This window comes from Pseudomonas sp. P7759 (genome assembly GCF_013386445.1).
In the GTDB taxonomy this organism is placed as follows: domain Bacteria; phylum Pseudomonadota; class Gammaproteobacteria; order Pseudomonadales; family Pseudomonadaceae; genus Aquipseudomonas; species Aquipseudomonas azotoformans_A.
In genome coordinates this window covers 26,496-52,945 of sequence record NZ_JACART010000024.1, presented here as the reverse complement: position 1 = coordinate 52,945, position 26,450 = coordinate 26,496, and the positions used below count along the sequence as shown (strand labels likewise).

Below are 26,450 nucleotides of genomic sequence, written 5' to 3'. Positions count from 1 at the left end.
GCTAGCAAAGTTGCTTATACCTGCAGCTAAAGCTACTATAGCCAATGCTAGAAAAAAATCGGCAATATTGTGCTGCAGCAGGGGGTCGAAGTGAACATAGAAAGAATTCAAATAGAAGGCGGTTTTTTAAATGGGGTTGATTTGACCTTATCGGCTGGGTTGAATGTTCTAATCGGCGCTCGTGGCACAGGCAAAACGTCAATCATTGAATTGATCCGTTACGCTTTAGACGTCAGAAATATGACAAGCGAGTCTAAGAGCCGCTCTTTAGATCATGCTCGCGCAGTACTGGATGGCGGCGAAATCTGTGTAACACTTAATGATCTTATAGAAAATATAAGCGTAAGCAGAAGCGCGGATGAAGATAAATTTAGAGCCTCTTCAACTTTCACCTCACCTATCATATTGTCTCAGACTGAGATTGAGACTGTTGGTTTGAGTGAATCTGGTAGGCTCTCATTAATCGACGGCTTCCTTTCCAACAGAACCTCGATCAGAGGTGCGCTAGCAGAAACCGCGAATAACATACGATCTTTTTACAAAGAACTAGAAGCGCTAGAAAAGGAAATAATTAGCCTAGGCGAAGGTATTGAAGAGTTTCAAATACTTCAAGATAAAATCAGTCAACTAGAACTGGAACAAAAAAAATTCCTAGGCGAGTCAGATGAAATTTCAATCAAACAGCTAAAGTTCGGAGTGGTTTCGTCGAAACTCTCAGAGTTGAGCGTAAAAGATGAGGTTTTGCAAAGATTTAGCACCACCGTTGAAAATTGGTTCCAAAAATTGGAGAGCCAAGTATTCGAAGATTTCGGACCTGAAGAATGGGATGGCTCACCGGAAGATGATCCATTGTCTGAGCTGCGCATTAAATACTCACAGACAATAATGCAATTAGATGATGCTTTAGGTTCATTCATGCAAATGAAAGAGGCAGCTAAAAACAAACTAGATGAAGTGCATAAGTCTAAAATCGAATTAGAAAAAGAGTCGCGTGCAATAAGAGGTGAGCTTGACCATAACACAGCAGGTGCTGGAGCTTTGGCTCGACAAATTACATTGCTGAGAGCCAATGCTGCGCAAATTCAATCTCGACAAAAGCTTATAAACGAAAGAAAGGCTAGGTTAGCAGCCTTAAGAACTCGTCGTGATTCAAAGCTAGAAGAATTGTTAGAGTTGCGAGCAAACCGATCTACTGAACGTAAAAAAATCGTGGAAGACTTAAACGAAGCTCTGACACCTTGGGTTAAAGTAGAACTTGAAGGTTCCGCGCAATTCACTGAGTACACTCGGGCAATTGCGAACGCACTGCGCGGCAGTGGTATGAAATATAATGAACTCGCTTTAAATATTTCAGAAAAAGTAAGCCCCCAAGAGCTTATGGATTTTGTTGAATATTATGATTTTGAAACACTATCCCAGATTACCAGTATCCCGAAAGAACGCTGTGCCAGGCTATTAGGTGTTCTCGCGGAAACGGGCATATCAGATATTGTTACAAGCGAAGTAGAAGATAACATAAAACTAACACTACTTGATGGATTAGACTACAAGGACGTAGCTGCATTATCTGCAGGACAAAGATGCACTGTAATATTGTCAATCGTACTACAACACCGTGAACGCATGCTGATCATTGATCAACCTGAAGATCATCTAGATAACTCGTTCATTGCGAATACAGTAATCAAAGCGCTAGTCAATAGAAAAGGTTATGGACAAGTAATTCTTTCAACGCACAACGCAAACATTCCAGTACTTGGACAAGCTGATTTGATAATAGAAATGACATCAGATGGGCGTAATGGATATGTTCAAATGTGTAAGCCTCTCGACGATCTGGAGGCTGTAGAAGCGATTACAAATGTCATGGAAGGAGGCGCGCAGGCATTTGCTACCCGTGCGCGCTTCTACGCAGGGCACAGTTAAAAATGAATGCTGAAGAAGCCAAAATAGTTTTGATTGCAGGTACTGTTAAAGAACGCCTACAAGCAGCTCGGTACTTTTCCCAAAACCCTACTGAGGTTAGCACTGATTTATTGCGGGATGCGCTCGCGCAAGAAGGAGTTAGCTGGATTAAAAAAGCCCTACTGCTTGCACTTGAGCGGGCTGATGTTTCAGTCATACGACCCGCTAATGTTGATGATTCGGCTGAAGGCGAAGTAAATATTAAGCTCATTCGGTCCATAATGGCGCGAGCTACTGAAGAAGTCACAGGTACTATCCTTCATGAGTTTAGTACGATTATCGGCGAAATCAACATGAAGGCGCAGTCTGAGTTTGAGCATTTCTCAGAGTCTCAGACGTTTAGATTGATGTCGCGCTTAAAAGAAATTCTCAGAGCAGTTAGAGAGTTAAAACAGGCATCTGCTTCGCCAAATTACAGCGCATTTGATTTGGGTGAGCTGATTGATCAGATCGTAGAAGAGAATCCGAAAATCTTCGAAGAGATAAAACTGCTTGACGGAGGGCTGCGACCGTTTTTGGTTACTGCAGATCGAGGCTCTATGTATCTGGCAATCATCAACGGATTGAGAAATGCTAATGAAGCAGTTCTTAGCTATAGCAGAAAGAACCCGCCCGAAGTGTTGCTAACATGGGGTCGTGCGGGAGATGAGGTTTTTTTCGCCATTATTGATTCAGGTTCAGGCTTTAAAGGTAACCCTATTGACGCGATGAAGATTGGAGTTTCGAATAAAGATAGAAATCTCCATACGGGATATGGTCTCGCCACTGCGTCCAGTGCAATGAAAGCTATGGAGGGTGAATTATCACTTTCCAACAGCCTTGAGGGTGGCGCAAAGTTTGAACTTAGATGGTACAAAGATAATGAAACTACTACTAGTTGAAGATAATAAATCGTATGCCGAAACGCTTATAGAGCAGATTTCGAGAATAGAAGAGAATATTGACATTTTTCTAGCCGAAAGCCGTGATAGTGCGCTCTCATTTCTGAATGAGGTCTTTTTTGACCTAGTAATTCTTGATCTCGAAATTCCTACTACCGATGGTTCTTTCGATTTAGAAGTTGAGCATGGGCATCAAGTTTTTTATACCGCAGGTAGTTTAACGCCAGGCACACCGGTCTATATCTTAACCGGGTCCAACCCAGATGCATTTCTTAGAGGGCTCGCTAGGAAAGGTCAAAGTATAGACTTATGGGGTGACGGTACATTGGTGCCAACTGTAGCCTATTATTTAAAAGAGGACGGCAATCAACTAATCGCAGAAATTAAGGATATTGCATCGCGCATAGCTCTCACTGACGCTATTCGCATAAATACCGGTGCCAACGCAATCGATCTTACGCAAGAGCAAAAAAGGGCCATTAAGGTATTTACAAGAGCAAACGGTGGCAGCTTTTGTAAGTTAAAGAAATTAGGCGGTTTATCAGATGCAATAGTACTGAAGATCAGTGTGATGGATCAGGCAGGCCGTGTTAGATGTGAATGTGTCGGTAAATTAGGTCTTGCAAGGCATGTCAAGAAGGAGATCGCTGCATATGAAGCAGAGGTAAAACATCTGCGACTGGGAACCTTTGCGCCGGTAATGAGTTATAATGATCAGGGACTTCGTGGCTTTTCTGCTATTTTTTATGTCTTGGCAGATGAACATACCGATACTTTTTTTCAGTTAGCCTTAACCAACCCTGCAGCAGCCCTTGATGTACTTGGCCGGATACGCACTGCTTTAGCACGCTGGTCAGACACGAGAAATGTCAAACCGGTGAAAATAAAAGACATTCGCAGGCGGATCTTGAGTGATGAAAACTTTCAAAATATCATTACTACTCACTCTCTTGAAATACTTTTAGATTTAGAAGAGAGGACTGTTGAAATCTCAGAAGCTTGCATTCATGGTGATTTACATGGAGGAAACATACTAGTCAATGGTGATAACACTCCGGTGCTTATCGACTTTGGCGACGTGGGTACTGGCTACACTTGCCTTGACCCAATAACCCTTGAGCTTAGTTTAATATTCCATCCTGATGCCAGAGCGAACGGATTAGCTACCCTGCTTGAATCATCAGGTGAAAGTTGGCTTGACCTAAATATCTACGCAAAGGATTCACCACTTTATCAAGTGGTTAAGTATTGCAGGGAATGGGCCTATGACGTCGCCCCTCATGATGAATCAGTTTTGAGCATGGCGTATTTATTTGTCTTGAAGCAGTTCAAATATGACACTGTTCCACCCGAAGTGCTTAATAAGATCCTAAAAGGGATAATTAATAGACTCAATGATTAGCGGTGACGCTTACTCATTTAAGTCTATTCCTCCCCCCAAATATAATCCGGCGCCAGATATACGGCGCCGCAGTTTATATTTACAAAATGCTAATTATTTTAAGATATTCACTTCATTATAGGCGTCAGCCTGTATCACATTAAGCTGTGCAGACCAAAAGCACACAGCGGCACCCAGGACGATGAGACTTACCACTACAGGTACGTGGAGGGCGAAGGCTATGGCGAGCATCACAGAGGGCACCAGGAAGCACACAACGCCGTCTTTGATGATTGCTTTGTGCTGTGCCACGTACTGGCCGGGTGCAAGGATATTGCTTGATAGGATCTTGCCTGAAAGCGCGAGAGCAGGAGTAAACCCGCCTTCATAGCCATCATCCTTTTTGGCGCATTTGGCTCTTAGCATTGCTAGGGAGGAAACGCCTAGTAAGCTCATTAAAAACACCAAGGAGAATAGATAGAAGGCGAAGCTTGTACTGAAGGATTCTTTGAGGAAGAAAGCAATTATCGTTTTGATCACGAAGCCACCCATAACGGCAATGGGTAGGATTCGGACAAGGTTCATGCCTACACCCTCAAGGAGATTCCTTTTTACGTGCAGTAGACTTTTGATTTCGGAATCTGTTGGTTGATTTTTCATTTGTAGTAAAGTTTGTTTATGTTCCAATTATACCATACTAAAAACCACAACCAGCGCATTTGGGGAAACTCAAAAAAATTACGACTGTAGACCTTGAAGAATAGGCTCCAGCTTTGCCCTAAACTCATTAGCCAGACTCCGCTCATGACTATTAGGCAAAGAACCCTTATAGGCACGGTCAGCTTCCATCATAAATTCTTTAATCATTGATATTTGCTTTGCTTTATCCTTAAACGAATTAACGCAAAGCTTTGAACTCAAAGCTGTATTCATCGTTTGCCATGCATCTAAAAACATACGTTGACCAACAGCATCTTTGGCCTGATCAACCCAATGATGAATCCGCTCTAAAGAAAAAATAATGGGATATTTTCTTATAGGGACCAGGCTATGCTTCGGAGGCAATTGCGATTGGAAATTAAGAATTAGCGCTTTACGAAGCTCGGCGCTTTCTGAAAGATGGTTAACGCTTTCTACTGGATGATTACCAGTGAACACAAGGAAAGCGTTAAGAACTACTGTCACCCGATTTATGTATTCATCTATAGAATAAATATTGATTCCGAGATTCTTTCCATCCAGTGCCAAATCGCCTTCAAAATCTTCTTCAACATGAAAAAAACTAAGCGAGTTAGGCATTAGTATTAAATGCTTAATTAAATTGTCTGCGTCCGCTGGAATCCAAGATTTATTCTTTAGCAATTTTTTCATTTGAACGAAGCTTGAAAACATATCCGATAAATCATCAACCTTTGCTAATTCGCCGCTTACAATCTGCACCCTAAACGAGCATTCTAGAGGCGAGTTCTGAGGAAAGATATTATGATAGAGCTTGTCAGGATTTTTGAATTTTATTTTGTTATCCAGGCTTTCTTCGATCTCTTTCAGACGCTCAAGAAACAGCTTACGATGGTTTAAATACTGCTCAAAGGTCATGGCTTCAATTTGCTTCGATGTGACCTTCTGCTGCTCTTTAAATTGAGCGTTTAGGAACAACAGAGTAGCTATGGTTGCGGTGCTGCCGAAGAAAGTAAATACTCCGGCAAGCATCGAGCCGAAACTACTCCATGCTGCATGTTCATGTGAGCGTGGTCCGAGGCTTAATGCATAGGTAGTGAAGATGGCAACAATGACTAAAAAGCCAACACCTATTAGCGCTGAAATCCATGGATACTCGCCGATGCTTTTCCATATTTTTCTATGCATCAAATTCGTCCTACAGAATGCATTTCCTTAAAAAACAGAATCAAAAGGATGAACATCACAAACGAAAATATCCACAGAATTACTCTATCCCTTTCGGACATTTCTATATTTGAGATTTGGTAAAAGGCTCGGTTGATTCCTAGCCAATAAGCTATGCCGCCAACACACATTACAACTACCCCAGTGGTCAAACCTGATCTAGAGTAATATATAATGCAAAACGCCAAAGAAGAGAGTCCCACTCCAACAAAGTAATTTGTCAACTCGATAATTTTGTCTAGAGTCCGTTGTTTGAATGTATTTTTTTTAACAGATCCAAAGAGCAAAGCAACAAGCATGCAAACAGCCCCGATAAATGCGCCCCAGGATATTAAGGGGAAGGATGCATTAGCCTCGACAAAACTATCAAATTTTAAGCATAGGAATGCAAGCCCCAGTGCCAATCCAACAAGGAAAGGTTTGAAGCTAACAAGTACATACTTTTCTAAAAATTCTGATTTCATAACCGTCCCTAGCTTGAGTGAAATTTTCAGCATTCTACCCAAGGCGATGGCACTCCGATAGCACATCTCTCACCGCGCTGGAGCAGAGCCGGCTATACCGCGCCATCAGCCTATCCCAGGGCACACCAAATCACACAGTCCTACCTCTCCCATGGATCTGGCTGAAAGCTCTTATCGCTTCTAAATGACGTACACAAATCATCCAAACGAAGCGCATCAGGCCACATCGAACACGCCATCTTGTCGAGCCGATTCCGGCTGCGCAGCGGTCGGGTGCCTCACTCACTACCCTCCACCCTTCGGATGACCACGACAGCGGGGATTCCACTAAAAGCTATGCACCATTGGGTAAGTATTGGTTATTCAATAAAGCTATTTATAAGCATTTTTTAGAGCAGGCAAGGTCAGGTTGTTAATTGACAAGTCAATTAAAACAATCTAGCGCACTCCGTTTGTTTGGATACCGCATTCTATAAGGCTTTCATTAAATCAGTGATGACAAAAATCAGACATAAATCAATAAAAAAGTGAAAGCATGTTAAAAGGCATCAATAGAATAAAGTGCGCTACTAAAATGCTATAATCTAAAGTACAACAATCACTATTCATCATGATAACCACACACCTAAAAAACTATTTTCGACTTATAAAGCTTGGCAAAAAATTACGCTCAAAAGAATCCTACAGAATCTTAATAACATACAGAAACTCTGTAGAGGACAACATTCGTGACGTGCTTAAAGAAATAGAGAGAACGCAGCCCCATAAACTACGCAAAGCACTCTTCAAATCTGTAAAAGCTAGGGCCGAGGAATACACACCATTAGCTATGAACCTCGCAAGGTTAAACGCTTCAAAACTCGAAATAGACAATGCCATCTTGGACTACAAATATCTCTACCTTATGAACCCGGTTAAGCAAAGAGCCCTAACCTACAACTATGATTTACTCGACCTTATAAAACTGCAAATCACGTTCGTACTTTTAACTATTATTTTAAGTATTGCCGCCGTTAATCACCTTGACAAAATCATCGCCGGCATAATTGCTAGTGTTGTTTTTATTTACACTCTACAAATGAAATCCAACAGAACAATTTGCAAAATTAAAAATGCTATAATAGATACAAACAAAAAACATAAAAAATGACAATCACAAAAACCATTTCTAATCTAAAAGACGAAATTATCGAAAAACAAAACGAGTTCACAACGCTCGCTTCGGAAATAAAAAAACTTGAAGATCAGGCTAGTACCATTCGCGCAAGCAGAGACAAATTCGGTGAAACCCTACTGAAGAAATCTTCCACTGACGAAGCGAAAGCCAGGGCTGAAAAATCCTACGACAACAAAACCAAATTGCTTGAAAGAAACGAGTCTATAAAGAAGATAAAAACAGAAGCCCGAGGAAAAATCACGTCAGAAATAAGCGCTATTGAATATTCGATCTCAGTAATAGAAGCACTAGAGTTTGTCGAAGAAATGAAGGCCCTGACTTCAATCAAGGACACTGCCAAGTTAAGAGAAGCCTTCAGGACAAAACTCCAGCCGCAGCACACAACGAATAACAGCCCCCATCAGTGAGGGTTGACCCATGAAAAGGTATCTCCAGTTCAGGTGTTCAGAACGCTTCAAAGCAGACCTGCAGAACCTAGTTTTTGCTTGTGGTTACACACGCCTTCCAGAGATCGTGAATGAGATCGAGATAACGGCCAAATACAGAAAAGGCGTGAGCCCTTTCCTGACCAATCTCCACAGGGATAAAGACATCTACATTCCTTTGAAGGATCAGAAAAGCGTTGCGGCGTTAAAGGACACGTTCAACAGGAATCAGAGCAACATCCAGCAGCTTTTCAACCTCTGTGCAGGCCAGCAGTACACATCTAAGCAAGGCAAGACAGTCAAGCTCCCCAACGTGCTTACGATGCTCCTGAAGCATCACGTCAAGGTGAACCTGCTCAGTGAAAAATTCACGTATGTCCACGTCGAATACGTTGAGCAAACGACTGGTACGGAGGCCGTAGCCAAGCGCAAATTCTTACGCAGTAGCCAGCTTTATACGGAGAGCGAAACGCGCCTATCTGCGCTGCTTGAGGACGAACCATACTGGTTTTTTAAACACGATGACGATCCATTTACTCAGATTGTGAGGGCAATCGAAGAAGCCAAGATATTCAAGATTGGGGTTAGCTCAAAGCACCCCTTCTTCGTCGAAAGAAAGCGCATTTACGACCTTCTGAATCGACGCGTCAGAGACGTGAATGAGCTGGTGAAAATCGGTAAGGACTACAAAGAACTGCTGGTTCGCACAATGCTTGAAGCATCAAAAGCGTTGGAGCTTTTACACATGAAATATAGGAATAATAAAACGATAAGAATACGAGAAGATAAATGATAATTGGACCACCACTTAAACGAAAATTTGCGAGCGTAACCGCCAACTCTAAAATAGACAATCTTGAAACACTTAGTATAGAAATTAAGGGACGAGTTAGGATAAAGGATGCCATCGCTTACCTTTACCTTCCGAAGCTCTCAGAGTTAGGGATAGATACTCACAAAGGGGTTCAATTCTCGGAAACCAATCTTGATGTTTCCATGGAGACTCCAAGCAAGATGAGGGAGCTTGGCTTACTCAAATCGGACAAGGATTACGAAAAATATACTGCCCTATACGCCGCAGCTTGCGCAGCAGAATTCTTTGACCATAGATCTAATATTTTTCCGTTCATCGTAGCCTGCAAAGATGAAGAGGTTGCTCATTTCAAGACAGATGAAGAGAAAGCCAAATTCTTGATAAGCTGTGCAAAAGAAACTCTCCTTGAACTATCGAATTCAAAAAAGGATATCGCGTTTAAATACAAAATCGTAGTGCATTTGAAAGATGGAAACCCACATGCCCACGTTTACATGTCTACACGTAGATTGGATGGATATAAACAATCCTTTTATATCGGAAAAAAACACAGCGGCATAATCAAAAAAATGAGGGACGTAAAATTCCGCCTCGAAGAGGTGTATCCTTTTCTTTTACAGATGGAGCATGAGGACCGTGCTAAAACGATTGACGTATCAACAAACCCAAATACAGGTGTAGTCTTTGGTAAGGACGTTGAGCTAGTAAATAGAATTGAGTCAATCACCTCAAAATTCATTGGGCAGAACTTCTCTTATCCAGAATTCACACTAGCGCTACGAGAAAGCGGTTTTGAAGTGGTGGATGATTATCTCAAAGGGAAACAACACATCAAGATCAAACACAAGAATTATGGTGATGACTTCCTTTCTATAGACACCCTCCCCCATCAAACGAAGGGTGTGCTTGAGTTGCATGCAGCTTACAAATACAAGGCTAATCAAACGAAAACGGATGTGTCATTAATCGTTTCCAAAGCAGTGGCGATAATCAACGCTGCTGACCATAGCCATGGGTTTGATGAGCTGAACAAAAAACTGTACCAGGAGCTGGGCGCACGACTGGTCCCAAACATCAGCAAAGACAAAAGCGGTGAACGCAAGGTTAGCGGTTGGTCGATCTACCTAGACGAATTCGACTTCAAAATCTCTGCAAAAAAATCCGGCGTCATCATGGATAACAAGCTGAAAATCGACATGGATGAGGTCGAATCAATCAACAGTCTTTACCAAATGGTCAAGAAACAGAACATTCAAAAGCAGGTCACAGAAGCCACGGTGAACGGCTCAATCTCCATTGGGGATGGTAGAAAGAAGAGGATCAAATTCAGGTTCATAGACAACACTGAAAGCCTTCAGGATTTCATCAACAGGTTCAACGAAAACAGTAGATACGGCCCTTCTATTACCAAGCAGATGATCGTGGGGAACACGGTCGTGTCGAAATTCAACCAAAGAGACGTATGCACAATCGTCGGGAATGCCGTAGAGACTTACCAGACTGACCTGAATTCAGCTCTCATCACTATGAGTATCCACGTTGCCAGAGGCCACACCAAGATCCGCTGCACAGGGGAGCCGAACCCGAGGACGCAAGCGAATCTCTACCTTGCATCACGTATCTGCGGGACAACGCTTCTGGACTACACGCCTTCTCCAGAGCTTGTCAGAGAAGCAGATGCAATGATGGACAAAGAGTACAAGAAGCTCGTGATAGCTAACCGTCAGCGCGTAAGGGACGCGGTAGCCATGAGAACAACAAACCCAACCGGCAAATCGAAGAAGGTGTTCATCCAGACGAACAACAGGATGGATCGTGAGGTTGATGCAAGGCCAAAGCTTTATGGGTTCCTCTATGGCATACACAAGGGGATACCCTTCCAGGACTTCACCTACGTCCAGCACCTGAATGATCTGCCAAGGGCATTGAAGAAGCGCGTTATTGACGACCTACGCAAGGATGAGCAGCTTTCGGCCAACGAGCTGGACAGCATTCTTTTACGAGCTGGGATTACACTAGAAGACGCCCCACCGGCTAAACCACCAGTCCGTGTGCCGGCACTTGCTGCGCAAGATCAAAAGCCAGCCCTGGCAACGCATTCAGCTCCAGTGGTCACAGAGCAGGAAAAGCCGGATCAGCCAGGTTCTTTAGCATTTGGTAAGCCTAGAGACCCTATACGATCACCTAGTAAACCGGGGAAGTCGTGATGGTCTTTACCATGCCCCGCACTCCCAGGCCCTTTCTGTTTCTGTCATGATCATCAATGGAGGTTCCCAAGGATCTAGGCAGTGTTGGGGAGCCTGACGCACATAAAGGATTAACATGTTCCGCAAAGCTCACATCATTACCTTCCCGGCTTTAATCGCGACGGTGCTTTTACTGACCGGCTGCCCGCCGTCACCCGAATTTACGAGGTGGAAACGCCCTTCGACCTCTGTTGAGGGTGTCAAAGCCGCAATGAAGGAATGTGGCGACCCGGTAACCACTTCGATGACGCATTTGCCCATCAACGAACAGGTGCTGCAATTCCAGTGTATGAAACGTCATGGTTTCATCCGAAAAGACGGTTTTGAATACTGTGACATTATGAAAGACATGCCCGCCTGCGTCGAAGAGAGGCAGGGTCATCCTCTCAGCTTGTCCCAGCTCGAGGCTTTGCCATTTGTGGAGGACGAAGCATTTCACCCTATCAAGCCGAATTCTGGCAGGGATGAACGCATGCAAGTCACCTGGCGCAAGGCGGGAGCATCACCCCATTTCTCAGTCCAGATAGCCAATGATAGTGAAGCCCTGCCGGTGATGTACGCATGCGGCTATGCCAAACCGCTAGGGTCAAATCTGGACGTTGCAAGTATCGGAGACACAGCCAAAGCGCAACGCTGCATGATTGATCACGGCTTTGAGCCGAAGCATAAATCAACGCTGGTTTGCCTTATCTATCCTCAAGTGTCGGGCTGTCCGTCAACGGCATTGCCACGTTGACCTCTTGGATAAGTAACTAGGAAAGCTTGCCGACTGCTTTGATCTTCCCAGATTGGGGTATGAGCTGATAATTGAATTTTGTACACGAACGCTCACTGATCGTCTCTAAAGGTTAATCGTCTCACGGTGATTTTTTCAGGATTGCCCAAGACCTGAAGAAGAACATTGTTTTTTGAATTGATAATTACTTCCCCGAAAATTCTTTCGAATTTCGTGTGACTGAACTGCATGCTTGGAAGATTTATGTCGGCGCATAGCCCTGCTAAATAATCTGGGAGCCTAACATGCTCCGCATAATCTTTTGCTCCATCCATGAAAGGATAGGCAAACAGAAACTTCGGTCTGTTAGGGTATTTCACTGCACCTGAATTCAAACGAAACACGAGGAACATAATGAAGGCAATGTCGAATGCAACTTCGTCGTATTTTTCGAAGCTGGCATCGCGGTCAGTTACCCATCGGAGGTGAGCGGGCTCCTTCAACTGATTTAGAGTTAAGAAGAGGAACGCGGCGAAAGTAGACGTCAGTAGAACCTGTCTCGCGAGTTTGGCATTAAATTGCTTTCGCTTAACATCAAGTGCAAACACTCCAAGAGCCTTATCGATACGTTGCCAGTACTCTTTATCTGCTCCAGGTTCGGTAGACCATGACGCAATTAATTCGCGCAGCCCATGGCAAAATGTGTGGATATTGTCGTCGGTAATGAAATCTCTAAGCAGCTTCGAATTTCGATCAACGATGAACGAAACGCTAAACGCCATTGGACAATTGAGATATGAGATCAGACCTTCAGAAGCTTGACGAGTTTTCTTCAAATCCTTGGGTGCTACATTGGAAATATATTCTGAGAAATTTTTATCAGTATCGTGATGTAGCGTGATGACGAACGAGAAGCTGTCGTTTGCCTTATCAATATTGCCAACGCAATAGTCTGAGTAGACATTCCATGCTGCATCTGTCGGGTACTTTTCGAACCATGCCTGCATATCGTGAGTGAGCGATGGGCTATTTTCGGTGAGCAGCTTTAATAAGTCGAACATGAGCATCCCTGCCTACGATGTGTAAATGCCATCCTACCAGTAGAAAAAATAAAAAATATAGCTGATAACGGCGAAGTCCTTTTTTATCGCAACGCATATCCCAACCGCCAGAAACAGAAAAGCCCGGCGAACCGGGCTTTCTTGAACCGAACGCTGCTTATTTTGCAGTTTTCAGCTTGATCACGTCACCAGATACGGTGGTGGTATAGCCGTTCAGAACCCAAGCCCAGAACCATTTTTCCTGCACCTGAGTATTGATCAGGGCATCGCCACCTTTGGCCTGAATCGCGGAACTCTGAGCCCGAACAAAACGGTCGTTCTGACGAATAGGGATCAGACCGAAAAGCATCAGGCCAGTGGCGCTCGCCTCACTGTGGCCAACGACAGTGTATTGGCTGCTGTCGTACTGCTGGGTTTTCATGGCTGTGCCAGTGCAACCCGCGAGAACCAATCCACATGCTGCAGAAACGATGATTTTGCTAAAAGACTTCACGTAAAAACTCCATGGTAAAGAGCCCGAATCCAATTATCGGGCGGCGACACTTTACCCGAAGGGATACCACTTACGCATACCTTCCAACGCTTCCTAGAGAAATGTGGCGAGGATTGGCACTCATTGGTCAATTTGCTACCGTCACGCCACGCTCGCTTTCATTGAGGGATGGTGGTGAGAACAGAAGCCCCGAAGGTATGGCGAATTCGGGGCTTCGCCTTAATCAGCGTTCAAATCCCCGGTCTCATACAAGCCATCGAAACATCGTATAGCCAGGATGTGGTCAGTAACAATGCCATCCATAGCGCGCAACGCGCCGTTCTTCCTCACCAGCTTCGTAGCGACAAACGCAATTGATCAGGGTGGATTCTTGAGATTCTCATTCTCCCTTGGTCATACTCACCAGGAACTGAAATCAACGGATAGCACCATGCCCCTCACGAAGCCCAAACAAGCATTGCGCGACGATCTTAAGGAAGCAGCAGCCACACTCAAGTGGGCTGGGGTTGATCTGGTCGCTGTAGCTGATCGCATGAAGGCCACTGGCAATGAGCGAACAGCAATCGAACTGCTGGAGATAGCTCGCTCCTTCCAAGAGGTTGAAGACAAGCTAGAAGGTGATCTAGAGAGGGTGAAGGCTGGCCCTATGGAACACTAGGCAGGAACACTCTAGGGCTTCGATGCCTTGCGAGCCTTCCCTACCAACGCAACGAGCCGCCGCAGCTCTTCAGCATCTGCGTTGTGGATAACCTCAAAAAGAAACGCCCTCTGCTCAATCTCGCCTTCAAGGTCAGCAAAAAAATCCTTCACCGGCACACCTAGAATTTCAGCAAATTTGTAAACGGTCTCTACGGTTGGGACGTACTCGCCCGTTTCAAATCGACTGATCGTCTTGGGGTCGAACCCTGACCGATTGGCTAGCTCCGCTTGTGTGATTCCCTTCCCTAGGCGGTATTTCTTAATCGCTTTTGCAAGCACCACAGTTTTTCAGCCTGTTCACATATTTCAAACAAGCACTTCACAGTAAAAATCCTTGTCTACAAACGCTCTGTGCCATCGGATTTTTTGCTAAGAATACGATGGCTGGCGTAGACTCCGCTTTAGGTATCAGACGGCCACCACGCCGTCTGTCAGGGGCTCTACGTTCGGTATGGTTGAGGATTCAGGGAATGGCAGATCGCGATGAGGATGACAAATGGTTGTCGTATGACGGCCAGAAGCACGAAACCCATTTTCAGGCCAACGAGAAGGACAAAGCCCATGGCCGGGAGATGCGTGAGACCTTTCAAAAAGAAGTCAGCCTGAAGGGCAACCTTGTCCAGGTCATCTACCTTTTCGTCTGCGTCATTGTGTTTGCGGGTGCGCAGGGCTTTGAAAATGGCTTGGGCTACATACTCCTTATCCCGATGATTTGGGGTTTGTACGCTTTGACGAAATTCGTCAACAGATTTACCCAAGAACAAAGAGACCGGGTATTTATGTGGACACTCATCATCATTTCAGTCGTTTCAATAACAATGATGATACGAGGAATCATTAAATGAAAATCGCTCACCTAATGCTTTCAGCTTTGATTTTCTCCGCTGCCCCCCTGGTTCAGGCTGCCACTATCTTTTCGAAGAATGAAAGCTATCGGGTGGACCAGGTGAGTGCAGATATACAAGGATTCGGCAATCAGATTTTAGATCAAGCAGGAAAATCGAAGTATCTGAAATTTGATCTGCAAGGCACAGAATATGCCTACATCATTGAACGTCTTGGATCAAACGATGTGCAATACACGGGAAATGCTAAAGACCTAAATGGAGTCATTTTTATTAATGTGAGAGCTTTCAAAGACGGTTTTGAGCTTCCAAAACAGGTCAGTACTTTTACACCTAGCAAATATAATAATGCGATCCGCATTGTAAAAATGGACCGTAACGACGAGCGTCCTTATGAATTTGATCTTGGAATGGATGACGACAAACGGTTGTTCTTAATCGACAGCCCTACGTCTACGACCCACTTAGAACAGGTCGATACAATTAAGAAGTACGTTTCAAGAAAAGACAAAAAAAGCCCTTACGCTTTCTAAATGGAATTTCATACCATGATCAAACAAATCAGCAGTCTCGTATTTACAGCTATGCTGTTTTCAACAGCCACAGTCGTACAAGCTGACACCAGCTTTTCTAAAAACGAAAACTACAACGACCAACAAGTCAGTGCCGACATTCAGGGTTTTGGTAACCAAGTATTAGACCAAGTTGGAAAATCTAAATACATAAAATTCGACCAACAAAAAACTGAATACGCGTATACCATTGAAAGAATGGGCTCTAACGATGTTAAGTACACTGGCAATCCTAACGACATGAAAGGTGTACGGTTTATCAAAGTACAATTCTTTGTAGATGGTACACCGGGCCATACTCAAGTGAGTTCGTTTACACCAAGCGAATATAATAACGCTATAAAAATCGTAAAAATGGATCGTGACGATGATAGACCTTATGAATTTGACCTAGGAATGGATTCCGACAACAAGCTGTACCTGATAAACAAAAACGGAAGCACAACACCGCTCCAACAGGTCAACGAGATTAAACGCCATATTCCATTGACGGAAAAATACAAAGACATGATTTTTTAAGAACAAAAAAGGCAGTAGAACAAAGCTACTGCCTTCTAAAAAGGAACAAGATTAAGATTTATCCACCGATGATTTTCAACCTTATTATCCTCTTCTCACCAGGAGTTAAATTCATTTCAGCCAGTTCGCCAACTGCATGAAGATAAGCATCTTTCGTTGTAGGCAGATTTTGATCAAATTCTTCTTCAAAATCATGAAAGAACAAATTAGCTAATCTGTCAGCTTCAATAACCAAATCATAGCGAGCCAATTCCTCTGCTAACCGTATTCTTTTTGATTCTTGATTGTGAAGCCTCACCCCCTCCACATAGTCATTATTATTCTTGTCCTCTAGCTCAAGCTCAAGCTCAAGCTCAAGCTCAATCGTTTCATATGTATTCATTTTTAGTAAAGTTTGTTGTTAAGCGAATTATAGCATTTCACTTTAATCAAATTTATCATTAAGCAAAAATAAAAAACAGACTCAAAGGTCTGTATTTATTGGTTTCCAATTCTCTCTAAATTCTTGATGCTTTTTCCGCTCAAGATAGATATTCATTTCTAGACTCAAACATTCGTCAATCTCATCATCTGATTTTTTATGTTTAATCGGCTCTAAATCATCATCGTAATAGTTAAATGGCTTCTTTATCCCTATTTTCATTTAACAGCCACCTTACTGATAAGCTCAAGACTTAAGTCATGGAGCGCAGAAACTGCTGACTCACTGAAAGTGATAAATATAGGCGTTCTGAAATTCATCACTTTGATTTTTGTTATCTTCTGCATTTTCTTAGTAAAGCTTAAAAACTTATCCCCCTTGATTCTAACTTTCACCAGAATCGACAACCTTTTTAACTGATCGCCCTCAACCTCAAGACTAAACGCTTTTAAAGCATTTACATCTTCAACTGTTATATCCTTTTTCATTTTTTGGCTTGTTTGTTTGTATCTATTATAGCATTTCAAAATGGTATAATTTGAGAAACAAACCTTCTAAACAATGAAAAAAATAAAAAAATGGCTAATGATTCTTTCAGCCATCATAGCCATTTCAATAACAAACATCCCGTTGAGCCAAGCGGAACCAATTACCGGAGAATCCATATCAGAACATTCAAGCGGATTCGTCGGGGTTGATGACAATGATGAAGGCTATGACGAGTGGGCAGATAATGCTAATGGAGACGCATATCTAGACCTTATATCAATAATAACTTGGGTTGCTGTAAAGGCTTCAGTTTTGATCGGGGTAGTTCTTGTCCTAAATGCTTTCATGGATATGCGTCTATCTACAGAAGTAGGCGGACATGAAAAGCCAAAGCTGGTGCGGAAAGCAATGGTAGGATTTCTAATTGGCGTATTATTGCTTAATATCACGTCCATCATTGATGTCGTTGTACATACATTAAACCCTGAATCAAAAGGGGGTTGCCTTATCACGAATGCCGAAGCTTTGGATGAAATAAGGGTTGGTAAAAACAAAGACGCATGCTGGAGTCTAGCATCAGCACAAATAACTGGTCCAACTTACGAGAAAGCCAAAAGCATGATTGACTCACAGTATGCCGGAGGTATTGAAAGCCAGTTAAAAATTGTAATAAGCGCCCTGCAAGCCTTGGGTGTCATATACTTTATTATTGGTATTAATGAACTGAACCAAATATCAAAAGGTTCAAGCAGGCATGGGGTTGGACGTGTTTTAACTCAAATAATTGCCGCTGGCCTAATTATTGATTTCCCGCACACTGTAGCTGTAGTCCTAGCTTCTGGAAAGCTGTTAGGTCTGGACATATAAAAAGCCCCATCTGGGGCTTTTCTAATTCATTGATCACTCGCTAATGAATTGATCAAACAGGCGCTTGGAAATTTCATATCTACATTCGTTGTAAACTCCACGCTTGATAAGAGCCATTTTCAGCACATTTTCAAGATAATCAAATTCTGTTGCAGTTGGGTCAAAATCGTAACTGACTAATATCTGCGCTGTTTTAAAAGCATCACGCAAAAGCGCTTCTTCTTCTTTCATGTATTCAAGAGCCCACCTCTTGTAATCAGCCAGGGAACCGCCCTTCTCTTCCACTGGCGTAGCCGGTGGCGTTGCTATAGCTACGTCTAAGCTTAGTTCTTCCTCTACCTGGACGATGCCTAGAGGCTCATACGATTCGCTCACACCAAGGGGCACAATCACGTCAGGCACAACGACAGGCCACTCATCATCCCCGATGCCTTGCGAAGGCTCAACAGAGGCTACTGCAGGCGCTACGATGGGTGCTGGTGCTGGTGCTGGTGCTGGTGCTGGTGCTGGTGCTGGTGCTGGGAGCTTGATCGCGGCAAGTGATGCATTCAAGCCACGATGTTCAGTTATCGAGCTTAACGCTTGGATCAGTGAGTCAGTTCTTCCCGCGATGTTCTCTTTTGTTTTTTCTGTTCCGAATAGATCTGGTAAATCAATCTGCACTGGCGGTTCGTTAAAGTTTAATTCATTCATATTTTACACAGTTGTTTTTGTCATTATAGCAAATGCGATTAGCTCAAATGGTATAATACGTTAAATAAATAATTTCCCGCACATGACGAATTCAAACATCCACGTATTAAATCCTCAACTAAAACTAACATTTCAAGACTTCACAGCAAACGGAAAGCCATCAATCAATCAAAACCTAATTCAAGCCCTGGCGGAACTTCATCAAACAAATACCAGTGAGTTGATGATATACACGGCCCAAAGAAAACGCTTCACTACAAAGATTCAGGTGCATTTCACAAGAGACTTGCTACTAGAACGACACATCAGTATTACAGCGCCAGATGCTATACGCATCGAACACGAACACCACTGCTGCTTTGAATTCGACATTACACATAATGGTAAATCCAAAACAGCTAATGAAGATTATTTGAAGCTACACCTTTGCCGCTTTTTCAAGGTTGTGGTGAATTACGACACTTGGGATTCTTTTACTAACGAAGACTACAGTAAAGCGTATAGGAAATTCATGCCGTACAGGAGCCCTTCAGAAACGGCCATCAAGATTAGCCAAACAGATCTTCTTCAAGGTTTACGCTCAATAATAAAAGACCTTGAAGCCCCGGTCATCAAATACATTCCAAGCGGAGCCGAAACATTCGCAGATTTAACCCAAGATATAGAAACACGAACACATAAGCTTTACGTTGCAATTGAAAACCCATTGGGGGAATTACATTGCATGGTCGCGGTGGATGCGACCACTTGCCAAGTCTTTGCATACTATCCAACACCAAATCTAAAAGACCTCGCATATTTTAGTAACGTCTTTCTCAAAGAATCCTCCTGACAAAATGGTATAATTATAAAAACAAACTTAACAATCATGCAAAACTCAAAACCATCTACAACTCAACCTTATGCTAAATACTATAAAATTGAACGCCTCTTCAAATTTGCAATACTTGCGTTTGCCATATTGATAGCTTGCTCAATTTTCATGAGCCATTCCATTGGTAGTTTCAGTTTCATAGACTGGCTGGTGGTAGCATCTCAAAAATCAAATGTCACGCAAATCATTTGCGGCCTGATTGCTTACACCATCATTCCAATGGGTCTCTCTTACCTAATCATTTACAGAAGAAAAACCAGTCAGGCTAATGCCTGATTTTTCTTTATTCTATAAGGCGAGTTACATCACCTACAAATGGTATAATTATAGAAGAAAAACAAACAATGACATTATGTTTAAAGCTAGTCTGACCAAAGGGCGAGAGATCCCGATCAATGACTTGGATGAATTGCTTTACAGCAAGACTTTCGACTTTGATCCGAAACCCAACACTCTCGATGAAATTATCAACGCTGAAAACTACACAGAGCTGACTAATCCTTTCATTCTCTACAAGTACAACAAAGAAATTGAATTTCTACTTTTCTTTTCGAACTGCCCAACGCGCAACGATTTAATCAACGCGCTTATCTTTGACGATTATTTACAACGCTTGGCTAACAAACCTTTCGCTTTTCGTTTGAAGTGGTTCTATGAGAAAGACCTGAAAGGCTTCCTAAATTCTCTATATGCTTTTCCTACTGACGCACTCAATGTCAGTGGCTATAGAGCTAATAGCCGTTGTACAGATCATCGTTTTAAAATCAGACATGACTGGGCACAGATTCAAAACGAAGAATCATTAAACAACTTCACTACGAATGAAGAAAACTGGCTGGCCTTTGATGCTTTTCAATTATGCCAATTTGATGAGTGGGCTGAAAACGCTAGACCAAACAGCACTAATGAATACATCGCTTTTTTGCTAAAGAAAAACTATGCACGATACTTTACCCATTACGTGAATAAACCTGAATGGCTAAGATACCCATCCGACTACATGACTCAGCATCCTACTCTTCATAAAGATTTAGTAATACGTTATGAGCCATTTCTGAAAAGGTACGGGCACCTTTTCGCCAAATACAATGAAACGTATCTGAATAAAAAAGCCAAGTCATACAGAGCTTTTTTAATGGCTACAAAACATAAACAAATATTTATGAAAATACTTTCAATACCAACCAATATCATGAGGATATTATGACAGACGAATATGACGAAGACGCGATAAATCAAATGATGGAAAATTTAGATTCCGGGATAAACGGGGATGATGAAAAAGATATACCCAATCCGAATGCTGACATTCTTGATCAAATTTTTAATTCTGATCCGCCACCAGAGGACAAATCTTATTCAGGGATTAAGAAGAAACTAGGCGCGCCACTGGATAAATACTGCACTGCATTTGATCAAATCATTACAAGCAATTTTCTAAAACAATCAATTGAAACCTGTGCATCTCTAATGTTTGTCACGAGTATGATTAGGACTTACACAAAAATCAGACCCGGCTCACCCGAATGGAAAATGTGTAATGAAGAGGTAAAGGCATTCGTAAAACACATGGATGACTATTATAGTATTTTTAAGTACACCCAATTCGAAAACAACAAGATCAATACTCACTATGTAGAAAATCTATTCGAACTGGACAGGATTATTTTCAAGATCGGTTATTCAAAGGTCAAATGGGAATACAGACAACCCATGGAAATTCTAACAATCTGCCTAAAATTTTCAACGAACAAATCAGTGCTAGCCGAGATATTTACAGATTTGCAGGGCGACCTTTAATCGCCTTTTATGTAGGTGCTTGTCGTATCAAAGATGTAGAGTTCATCGAATAGAACATCTGCATTCTTCTGTAGTTTCTTATCTAAAAAGCTTTTCAAGTCATCATCACCCAACATCAGGTGAGGTGCTTTCAAGGCTTCATGTCGAGCTACAGCTAACGGTATGCGCTGATTGTCAGCGAAATACTGCCCGAGGTTAGATGCCAGCTTACGCGCAATCACAGCTTGAACTTGTCCCTCCACGGAATCACGCCCAGCTTCAAGGACCGAGTCAGGCAGATCGATGCACGCAGCGTGGATTACGTCAGTGATGAGCCTTACAAGGCCCCCTTCTGGCGTTACAGCTTCATCAGCTACCAGGGAGAGAATGATCTGGCCTTCGTTCGTGGCTCCCACTGAGAACTCATGGTGTATGTCCCTTATGACGGAAAGAACAAGCTCTGCAGACTGGGTACGCACGTCCAGGACACAGAATCCCTTGCCCTTCATGAGAACAGAAGCCAAGCCGTTGGCCGTGGCTGTCAACTGTTCACCATCATGGGAAACAACAAGCGGCAAAGACCGGGCCGCACGAATCATGGTGCTGATCAATCGCTCTCGACTTCTGTTGAGGAATTCAAGCTTCGACACCAGCTCATCAGCAGCTTTGGAAGCCTCATTGCCTCTTGGCTTTTGAGCTTGGTTAGCTACGAAGAAGGAGAACAGTCCCCTCACAGAAATCATGGCTTGTACCCCCTTTTAACTGCCTCCCTCACCGTGTGGTCGTCTTGCTCATTCTTTTCAAGCTTGTGCATTTCTGAAAGAATTTTACCTCCATTAATGCCATTTAGTTCTAATGATACTTTGTGTAGATTTCCGTCTTTCGCTTTTTCACCAACAATATTTTTAGAATCTTGTGAAATAGAAATATCAATACTTAAATCATTTGAAGCCTTTCCTGTTAAATCTTCAAAAGTGGATAGGTTGCCTTTAGAATTCATAACAATGCTACGAATTGAATCGCTTATCTCTCTCGTGCTTAATTCTTGAAGATACCTTTCTCCTTTTTCTACGGTTTTTGTAAGAAAGGTTGCAGATAGCTTTTTATCAACAGTCGAACCTGTGACATGCTGACCATCATCGCTGAACGTAATGTCTAAATTATGTTCACTTGCGAGGACTGGTCTTTTGCTATCCAAGAAATCCAAATCACCACCGAAAACCTTCAGCATTCTTAACGTGCGTTGTTCTAATGCTTCTTGTGCAGTTATAGTTTTAACACCACCAGTCAGGGGCGGGGCTTGCGAATTCACTGGCTTTGCGTTGTTAGTTGATTCCGCACCAACCTTGACGGGCTCGATTTTAGGCTTTAACTCATCCATAAGGTATCTGAAATCTTTATCAAGAATTACAATTCTCTTATGATCGATACCTGCAGCATGAAGCGTTTTATAACATGACACGAAATATTTTTTTCGTTCTTGATGGCTTACTAAATCTGGATCTGTTGAAAGCTCAATGCTTTTTCTGTTCCCGGAATAGTTATGCCTTGCTTCAAAATCAACTATCTCTTGAACCCATGGCCCATTGATATTCACATAAAACCTAACCCCACCTGTTCTATTGAGGTCAAATTGAGTTCTATTTCTTTCATCCGCTATCTTAATCTTTGAGTTAGAAAACTCCATTATAGACATATTGTATTTTTCTAGAATTACCTTCAACTCAGCTAGATAATCTTTTGCCTCAACCATTGAGTTTTCAGGGCTTTTAGCCAGCTCAGACTCTGGTACGCGCTTTACATTTATACTAGCAATAACTTTGTCACGGAAGGCCCCGTCAGTATCAGTCAGATAATCATATTTATTTTGACTATTGCTTCCCATACCAAACGTCTTAGATTCTTCTGCGAAAGCCTTTAATATATCATCGCTATATTGTTCTTGGTTTTCAGGCAAATCACTAATGACACTAGGGGTAGAATCTGCATCTTGAAAAGACTGAATTACATCTACTGTATTCTCTGAGAATCCCGTGTCTTTTTTTCCGCCAAAAACCTCTTTGAGGTTATCTTTAATTTTGTCTATAAACTTCATTTTAGATTTGTTTGTTATTGCTTTAATTATACCATTTAGCAGTCATCAAATTATGCGCAAAAAAAAGAACCCGTAGGTTCTCTTATTATTTTTACATCGAAGGTTTATTTCTTCGACTTGTTTGCCTCTCTTCCACATCCACAGGTTTTGGCTCAAACAAAGCATCCGCGTTTGCTGCTTTGGCTGCATTGCTTGGCTTTATTTCTTTAAACTGATTATCTGCGCTTGAAATATTATTCAGTGCGTTGAACAACCCCGCCCCTAATTTTGAAGTCCCAACTACGATGCTACTCAGAGGAAATGTCTCCCTCTCTTTTGTATTACCATTTACTTTCGAAACAACCACGTCTTGGTAATCATCTGAAAATGACAAATCAATCCCATTTTTCTTTAGATAAGATTTTTGCTTAACAAAATTTTCGAGATTCATACCTGATCTTATGATTGCCAACTGACCTTGACCTTCAAGCGAATTGAAGACCCTTCTGTATTCTTCAGCATCAGGCATCTTTGAAGTATCAAATTGAAAATTTCGATCTGGAATGCTCGCATCACCCCCAATCTTTGTGACATTAAAGGTACTGCCATCTTGTGATATTTTAATCTTAAGCCCTTCTGTTTTATCTAACTCTACCCCTCTATTTATCATATCCAATATAGAATCTCCCCTCCTAAATAACCCTTCGCCCAAAAAGATCTCTTCAATTCTATCTTTCACTACATCGGCGCTCTGCTTCGCAGGAATTTCTTCTTTTGGTAGAGCGACCTTTTGAGAGGATTCAGCCACTGGTGCAGCAGGTTCAACTGGCTTTTCAACAGGCTTGTTTTGACTCACGACATTAACACCAGCTACAGCGGGCTCTTCTGGATTAGCTGCTTGTGCGTCTGTTTTGTACTTCTCAAGAATAGAGTTGAATTGCTCGTTTTTTAAAATAATACGGTCGAGGCTAACGCCAGACTCAATCAACGTGCCAATAGTGTTCTTAATGAATTCTTCTTGCGCAGAAATTGCTTCTGGAGTTTTTTTAGAATCATCTACCCACACCTCAAGCACGGTGTCAGGCTGGTGAAATTTGAAAGGAGCTACAGCTCTCACAACGTCTTGGTTCATCTGGCAATTCAATTCGCCTTCATTGAATCGTATATCACCACCATGCTTTACGCTCACATCAATAGCGCGTTCTTGCCCAACTTTGATGAAGAAAAGGTCTACGCCATCATGAATGTCGTCTTTCTTCTGCATTACTTTTCTATCGTATTTTTTACCTATTTTCAGTATAGCAGAAACGAATTCATCCACTGGTAGCTGTTCTTCTTCCTCTTCATTAGACAGCTTTGTTAAAGGAACTGCGCGTTTAACATTCACTCCCCCGCTTATTATGCCTTGCTGTGTAGCGATTGGTTCTGGTAACTTCTGAGCAACACCTTTCTTGACGAGCATGTCATCAATATCTTGGATTTGCTTTGCCTCATCTATTTGAACTGCTTGATCTCTTTTTGCCTGTGCCTGCCTTTCTTCTTCTTTTGAATACTTCATATTAGATTTGTTAGTTATATGAACAATTATATCATTTATATTTTTTCAAACACCGCCAAACGAATTGACAACCGTTTTTTCATCGAGTAGCTTCAGGTGATGTTTTTTTAAAACTACCAACACGCACGCAAGGAACGAGTGAATGACTGACAAAGCCTCTCAAAATGAATATGAAGCTGCCGTTGCTGCTGATCTCCACGCAGCTCCAGCCAAAGAGCTGGGCGCAAAGGTTTTGAAGCAAATGCTGTCTGTCACGACTTCATCAGCCTTGACTGACATCCACGCTCAAATCTCCGCTGCAGCAACTTCGGGCGATGACGAAAAGCTGGTTAAGCTTTTTGAAGAATTGAAAAAGCTAAAAGATGCGGAAAAAGCCAACCTCAAGTCATTGGCCGAATTGAAGAAAAGCACATCTTTCGAACGCGTTCTGTTGGCGTTCCAGGACGAATTCAAAGCCTTGGCCTATCAGATCTCCCTCGAGGTCATCAAAGGCACACACGTAGCGTTGAAGAATGCCGGTGGCAAAACAAAGGGCACTCGCAAAACCAGCGAGAAAGACCCATCCGGCGAGCCGACATTCCACACCGTGACGCATAATGGTAAGTCTGAAAAGCTGTTCTCTCGCCGTGGTCGTGCTGCTGCTAACCTGACCCAAGACGAACCAGCTTTCACCTTCTTGGGCTTTAAGATCGTCAAAGATGGCGACGGAAAGGAAACGCTCAACCCGGCCACTATCAAGCTTGCAGACGGCTCCGAGGTTCCAGCTACCCGACCAAACATCATCAGGGCTATCACTGAGAAAACCGCTTTCGATGGTTACACCATCGCTTGATGGTTCCAAACTGCTAGCATGAAGCCCCGGCCTATCGGGGCTTTTTTTCGTCTGCCATTAGGGACTGCACATGGAAGATGATTTCCCAGAGTATGAGAATTACCAGCACCACCAACGGCCCACACTGGTAGACGACAAGAGCCATCAAAATCATTGGCGGAACCGTGCCAATGACCTTCATGCCTCTGCTGGTGCCATTTGGCTTTCCATGTCAAACGGGCGTGGTCATGACGCCGCTAGGGAGCTTGGGTTAGGTGAAGGGTTCGACATGCACCTTGCCTGTTCACACGTCTACCACATGCTCTGCGGCTTATCTCTGGAAGTAGCTATGAAGGCGGCGCTTGTTAGCCAAGGGATTACTCCACCTGAACATCACGACTTGAATCGGATGGCTCATTTGCTTGGTGTGAAGAGGAATCCTGCGCAGAAGAAGATCCTGAATTTTTACCAGCACAGCGTTGTTTGGGCAGGACGCTATCCCGTGCCAGTGAATGCGACAGACGAAAAACTCATCGACTACTACGAGATGACCAACACCGTTCTGTACAAAGGCAAGACAGTGATTAAGGGCGCGACCATCAACATCAAGACATATTCACCGACCGGGGCTACGTCATGGGAGCGGTATGACGCTCTCTACAAGAGCTATACAGCCCTATTCGATCATCGATACCCAGGAGGAACCCATGGAAGAGCTTGAG

General features: G+C 42.8%; 31 protein-coding genes. 18 read left to right on the top strand and 13 right to left on the bottom strand.

Annotated features, from left to right (window positions below):
- The first annotated feature begins 90 nt into the window (after nucleotides 1–90).
- Genes HX823_RS19295 through HX823_RS19285 form a run of 3 tightly spaced genes read left to right on the top strand, consistent with a single transcriptional unit; the run spans nucleotide 91 to nucleotide 4,248 of the window.
- Nucleotides 91–1,926, top strand: coding sequence for a hypothetical protein (locus tag HX823_RS19295; protein WP_138233652.1), 1,836 nt, complete (start codon nucleotides 91–93; stop codon nucleotides 1,924–1,926).
- Nucleotides 1,927–1,928: 2 nt separating this feature from the next.
- A complete protein-coding gene (locus HX823_RS19290) occupies nucleotides 1,929–2,846 on the top strand; it encodes a HAMP domain-containing sensor histidine kinase (RefSeq protein ID WP_138233653.1) in 918 nt (305 codons plus the stop codon).
- Nucleotides 2,827–4,248: a phosphotransferase gene (locus tag HX823_RS19285; RefSeq protein WP_177076114.1), complete on the top strand. Its 1,422-nt coding sequence runs from the start codon at nucleotides 2,827–2,829 to the stop codon at nucleotides 4,246–4,248. Before HX823_RS19290 ends, HX823_RS19285 begins: the two co-directional genes overlap by 20 nt.
- A gap of 93 nt (nucleotides 4,249–4,341) precedes the next feature.
- Here the strand turns inward: HX823_RS19285 and HX823_RS19280 are convergent, their stop codons facing one another.
- The 3 genes from HX823_RS19280 to HX823_RS19270 all read right to left on the bottom strand — a co-directional run bounded on the left by HX823_RS19280 (nucleotide 4,342) and on the right by HX823_RS19270 (nucleotide 6,596).
- The gene (locus HX823_RS19280) at nucleotides 4,342–4,812 is read right to left on the bottom strand and encodes a hypothetical protein (protein WP_231988986.1); all 471 of its coding nucleotides are present in this window, start codon (nucleotides 4,810–4,812) and stop codon (nucleotides 4,342–4,344) included.
- Between the two features lie 153 nt (nucleotides 4,813–4,965).
- Entirely contained in the window at nucleotides 4,966–6,093 is a 1,128-nt protein-coding gene (locus HX823_RS19275) for a hypothetical protein (RefSeq protein WP_177076112.1), read from the bottom strand.
- A complete protein-coding gene (locus tag HX823_RS19270) occupies nucleotides 6,093–6,596 on the bottom strand; it encodes a hypothetical protein (protein ID WP_177076110.1) in 504 nt (167 codons plus the stop codon). The genes HX823_RS19275 and HX823_RS19270 overlap by 1 nt, the downstream gene beginning before the upstream one ends.
- A 733-nt stretch (nucleotides 6,597–7,329) precedes the next feature.
- Between HX823_RS19270 and HX823_RS19265 the strand changes: the two genes are divergently transcribed.
- From HX823_RS19265 to HX823_RS19245, 5 genes are all read left to right on the top strand, one after another.
- On the top strand, nucleotides 7,330–7,746 hold the full coding sequence (locus HX823_RS19265) for a hypothetical protein (protein WP_256350178.1): 417 nt from the start codon (nucleotides 7,330–7,332) through the stop codon (nucleotides 7,744–7,746).
- Nucleotides 7,743–8,180 carry a hypothetical protein gene (locus HX823_RS19260; RefSeq protein WP_177076106.1) on the top strand — a complete coding sequence of 146 codons (438 nt, stop codon included), beginning with the start codon at nucleotides 7,743–7,745 and terminating at the stop codon, nucleotides 8,178–8,180. Before HX823_RS19265 ends, HX823_RS19260 begins: the two co-directional genes overlap by 4 nt.
- A 10-nt stretch (nucleotides 8,181–8,190) precedes the next feature.
- Nucleotides 8,191–8,991, top strand: a complete 801-nt coding sequence (locus HX823_RS19255; protein ID WP_177076104.1) for a hypothetical protein — start codon at nucleotides 8,191–8,193, stop codon at nucleotides 8,989–8,991.
- A complete protein-coding gene (locus HX823_RS19250; RefSeq protein WP_177076102.1) occupies nucleotides 8,988–11,219 on the top strand; it encodes a hypothetical protein in 2,232 nt (743 codons plus the stop codon). The genes HX823_RS19255 and HX823_RS19250 overlap by 4 nt, the downstream gene beginning before the upstream one ends.
- A 115-nt stretch (nucleotides 11,220–11,334) precedes the next feature.
- Complete coding sequence (locus HX823_RS19245; RefSeq protein ID WP_097191554.1) at nucleotides 11,335–11,994, top strand: hypothetical protein; 660 nt, start codon at nucleotides 11,335–11,337, stop codon at nucleotides 11,992–11,994.
- 92 nt (nucleotides 11,995–12,086) lie between these two features.
- On the opposite strand, the gene HX823_RS19240 is transcribed toward HX823_RS19245, so the two are convergent.
- Both HX823_RS19240 and HX823_RS19235 read right to left on the bottom strand, forming a co-directional pair.
- Nucleotides 12,087–13,034, bottom strand: coding sequence for a GCN5 family acetyltransferase (locus HX823_RS19240; RefSeq protein WP_177076100.1), 948 nt, complete (start codon nucleotides 13,032–13,034; stop codon nucleotides 12,087–12,089).
- Nucleotides 13,035–13,191: 157 nt separating this feature from the next.
- On the bottom strand, nucleotides 13,192–13,527 hold the full coding sequence (locus tag HX823_RS19235; protein ID WP_032899769.1) for a hypothetical protein: 336 nt from the start codon (nucleotides 13,525–13,527) through the stop codon (nucleotides 13,192–13,194).
- 292 nt (nucleotides 13,528–13,819) lie between these two features.
- Between HX823_RS19235 and HX823_RS32350 the strand changes: the two genes are divergently transcribed.
- Nucleotides 13,820–14,185 (top strand): hypothetical protein, encoded by a 366-nt coding sequence (locus HX823_RS32350; protein ID WP_371317971.1) that lies wholly within the window; start codon nucleotides 13,820–13,822, stop codon nucleotides 14,183–14,185.
- An 11-nt stretch (nucleotides 14,186–14,196) separates the two neighbouring features.
- On the opposite strand, the gene HX823_RS19225 is transcribed toward HX823_RS32350, so the two are convergent.
- The gene (locus HX823_RS19225) at nucleotides 14,197–14,505 is read right to left on the bottom strand and encodes a helix-turn-helix transcriptional regulator (RefSeq protein WP_097191601.1); all 309 of its coding nucleotides are present in this window, start codon (nucleotides 14,503–14,505) and stop codon (nucleotides 14,197–14,199) included.
- A 191-nt stretch (nucleotides 14,506–14,696) separates the two neighbouring features.
- Between HX823_RS19225 and HX823_RS19220 the strand changes: the two genes are divergently transcribed.
- The 3 genes from HX823_RS19220 to HX823_RS19210 are packed head-to-tail and all read left to right on the top strand — an operon-like array spanning nucleotide 14,697 to nucleotide 16,162.
- Nucleotides 14,697–15,071: a hypothetical protein gene (locus HX823_RS19220; protein WP_177076098.1), complete on the top strand. Its 375-nt coding sequence runs from the start codon at nucleotides 14,697–14,699 to the stop codon at nucleotides 15,069–15,071.
- Entirely contained in the window at nucleotides 15,068–15,604 is a 537-nt protein-coding gene (locus tag HX823_RS19215) for a hypothetical protein (protein ID WP_177076096.1), read from the top strand. Before HX823_RS19220 ends, HX823_RS19215 begins: the two co-directional genes overlap by 4 nt.
- Before the next feature lie 15 nt (nucleotides 15,605–15,619).
- Nucleotides 15,620–16,162, top strand: a complete 543-nt coding sequence (locus tag HX823_RS19210; protein ID WP_241150230.1) for a hypothetical protein — start codon at nucleotides 15,620–15,622, stop codon at nucleotides 16,160–16,162.
- 58 nt (nucleotides 16,163–16,220) lie between these two features.
- Here HX823_RS19210 and HX823_RS19205 read toward each other — a convergent pair whose 3' ends face one another.
- The 3 genes from HX823_RS19205 to HX823_RS19195 form a co-directional block, all read right to left on the bottom strand.
- Complete coding sequence (locus tag HX823_RS19205) at nucleotides 16,221–16,544, bottom strand: hypothetical protein (protein ID WP_177076094.1); 324 nt, start codon at nucleotides 16,542–16,544, stop codon at nucleotides 16,221–16,223.
- Between the two features lie 81 nt (nucleotides 16,545–16,625).
- Nucleotides 16,626–16,805, bottom strand: a complete 180-nt coding sequence (locus tag HX823_RS19200; protein WP_057021751.1) for a hypothetical protein — start codon at nucleotides 16,803–16,805, stop codon at nucleotides 16,626–16,628.
- A complete protein-coding gene (locus tag HX823_RS19195) occupies nucleotides 16,802–17,071 on the bottom strand; it encodes a hypothetical protein (RefSeq protein ID WP_177076092.1) in 270 nt (89 codons plus the stop codon). The genes HX823_RS19200 and HX823_RS19195 overlap by 4 nt, the downstream gene beginning before the upstream one ends.
- Nucleotides 17,072–17,144: 73 nt before the next feature.
- Between HX823_RS19195 and HX823_RS19190 the strand changes: the two genes are divergently transcribed.
- Nucleotides 17,145–17,939 (top strand): hypothetical protein, encoded by a 795-nt coding sequence (locus tag HX823_RS19190; protein ID WP_256350175.1) that lies wholly within the window; start codon nucleotides 17,145–17,147, stop codon nucleotides 17,937–17,939.
- 33 nt (nucleotides 17,940–17,972) lie between these two features.
- Here the strand turns inward: HX823_RS19190 and HX823_RS19185 are convergent, their stop codons facing one another.
- Nucleotides 17,973–18,632, bottom strand: coding sequence for a hypothetical protein (locus tag HX823_RS19185; protein ID WP_177076090.1), 660 nt, complete (start codon nucleotides 18,630–18,632; stop codon nucleotides 17,973–17,975).
- A gap of 82 nt (nucleotides 18,633–18,714) precedes the next feature.
- Here HX823_RS19185 and HX823_RS19180 point away from each other — a divergent pair, with 82 nt between their 5' ends.
- The 3 genes from HX823_RS19180 (at nucleotide 18,715) to HX823_RS19170 (ending at nucleotide 21,306) form a co-directional block, all read left to right on the top strand.
- Nucleotides 18,715–19,464 carry a hypothetical protein gene (locus HX823_RS19180; RefSeq protein WP_122752474.1) on the top strand — a complete coding sequence of 250 codons (750 nt, stop codon included), beginning with the start codon at nucleotides 18,715–18,717 and terminating at the stop codon, nucleotides 19,462–19,464.
- Nucleotides 19,465–19,774: 310 nt separating this feature from the next.
- Nucleotides 19,775–20,713 carry a hypothetical protein gene (locus tag HX823_RS19175; RefSeq protein WP_177076088.1) on the top strand — a complete coding sequence of 313 codons (939 nt, stop codon included), beginning with the start codon at nucleotides 19,775–19,777 and terminating at the stop codon, nucleotides 20,711–20,713.
- A complete protein-coding gene (locus HX823_RS19170; protein WP_177076086.1) occupies nucleotides 20,710–21,306 on the top strand; it encodes a hypothetical protein in 597 nt (198 codons plus the stop codon). Before HX823_RS19175 ends, HX823_RS19170 begins: the two co-directional genes overlap by 4 nt.
- Here the strand turns inward: HX823_RS19170 and HX823_RS19165 are convergent.
- The 3 genes from HX823_RS19165 to HX823_RS19155 all read right to left on the bottom strand — a co-directional run bounded on the left by HX823_RS19165 (nucleotide 21,303) and on the right by HX823_RS19155 (nucleotide 24,917).
- Nucleotides 21,303–22,028 (bottom strand): hypothetical protein, encoded by a 726-nt coding sequence (locus HX823_RS19165; protein ID WP_177076084.1) that lies wholly within the window; start codon nucleotides 22,026–22,028, stop codon nucleotides 21,303–21,305. The two genes, HX823_RS19170 and HX823_RS19165, sit on opposite strands and share 4 nt — an antisense overlap.
- Nucleotides 22,025–23,380, bottom strand: a complete 1,356-nt coding sequence (locus tag HX823_RS19160; protein ID WP_256350174.1) for a hypothetical protein — start codon at nucleotides 23,378–23,380, stop codon at nucleotides 22,025–22,027. The genes HX823_RS19165 and HX823_RS19160 overlap by 4 nt, the downstream gene beginning before the upstream one ends.
- 91 nt (nucleotides 23,381–23,471) lie before the next feature.
- On the bottom strand, nucleotides 23,472–24,917 hold the full coding sequence (locus tag HX823_RS19155) for a hypothetical protein (RefSeq protein WP_177076083.1): 1,446 nt from the start codon (nucleotides 24,915–24,917) through the stop codon (nucleotides 23,472–23,474).
- 142 nt (nucleotides 24,918–25,059) lie between these two features.
- Here HX823_RS19155 and HX823_RS19150 point away from each other — a divergent pair, with 142 nt between their 5' ends.
- Nucleotides 25,060–25,749 carry a hypothetical protein gene (locus HX823_RS19150; protein ID WP_218169898.1) on the top strand — a complete coding sequence of 230 codons (690 nt, stop codon included), beginning with the start codon at nucleotides 25,060–25,062 and terminating at the stop codon, nucleotides 25,747–25,749.
- A gap of 70 nt (nucleotides 25,750–25,819) precedes the next feature.
- The gene (locus tag HX823_RS19145; RefSeq protein ID WP_177076081.1) at nucleotides 25,820–26,449 is read left to right on the top strand and encodes a HEPN domain-containing protein; all 630 of its coding nucleotides are present in this window, start codon (nucleotides 25,820–25,822) and stop codon (nucleotides 26,447–26,449) included.
- Nucleotide 26,450: the final 1 nt, after the last annotated feature.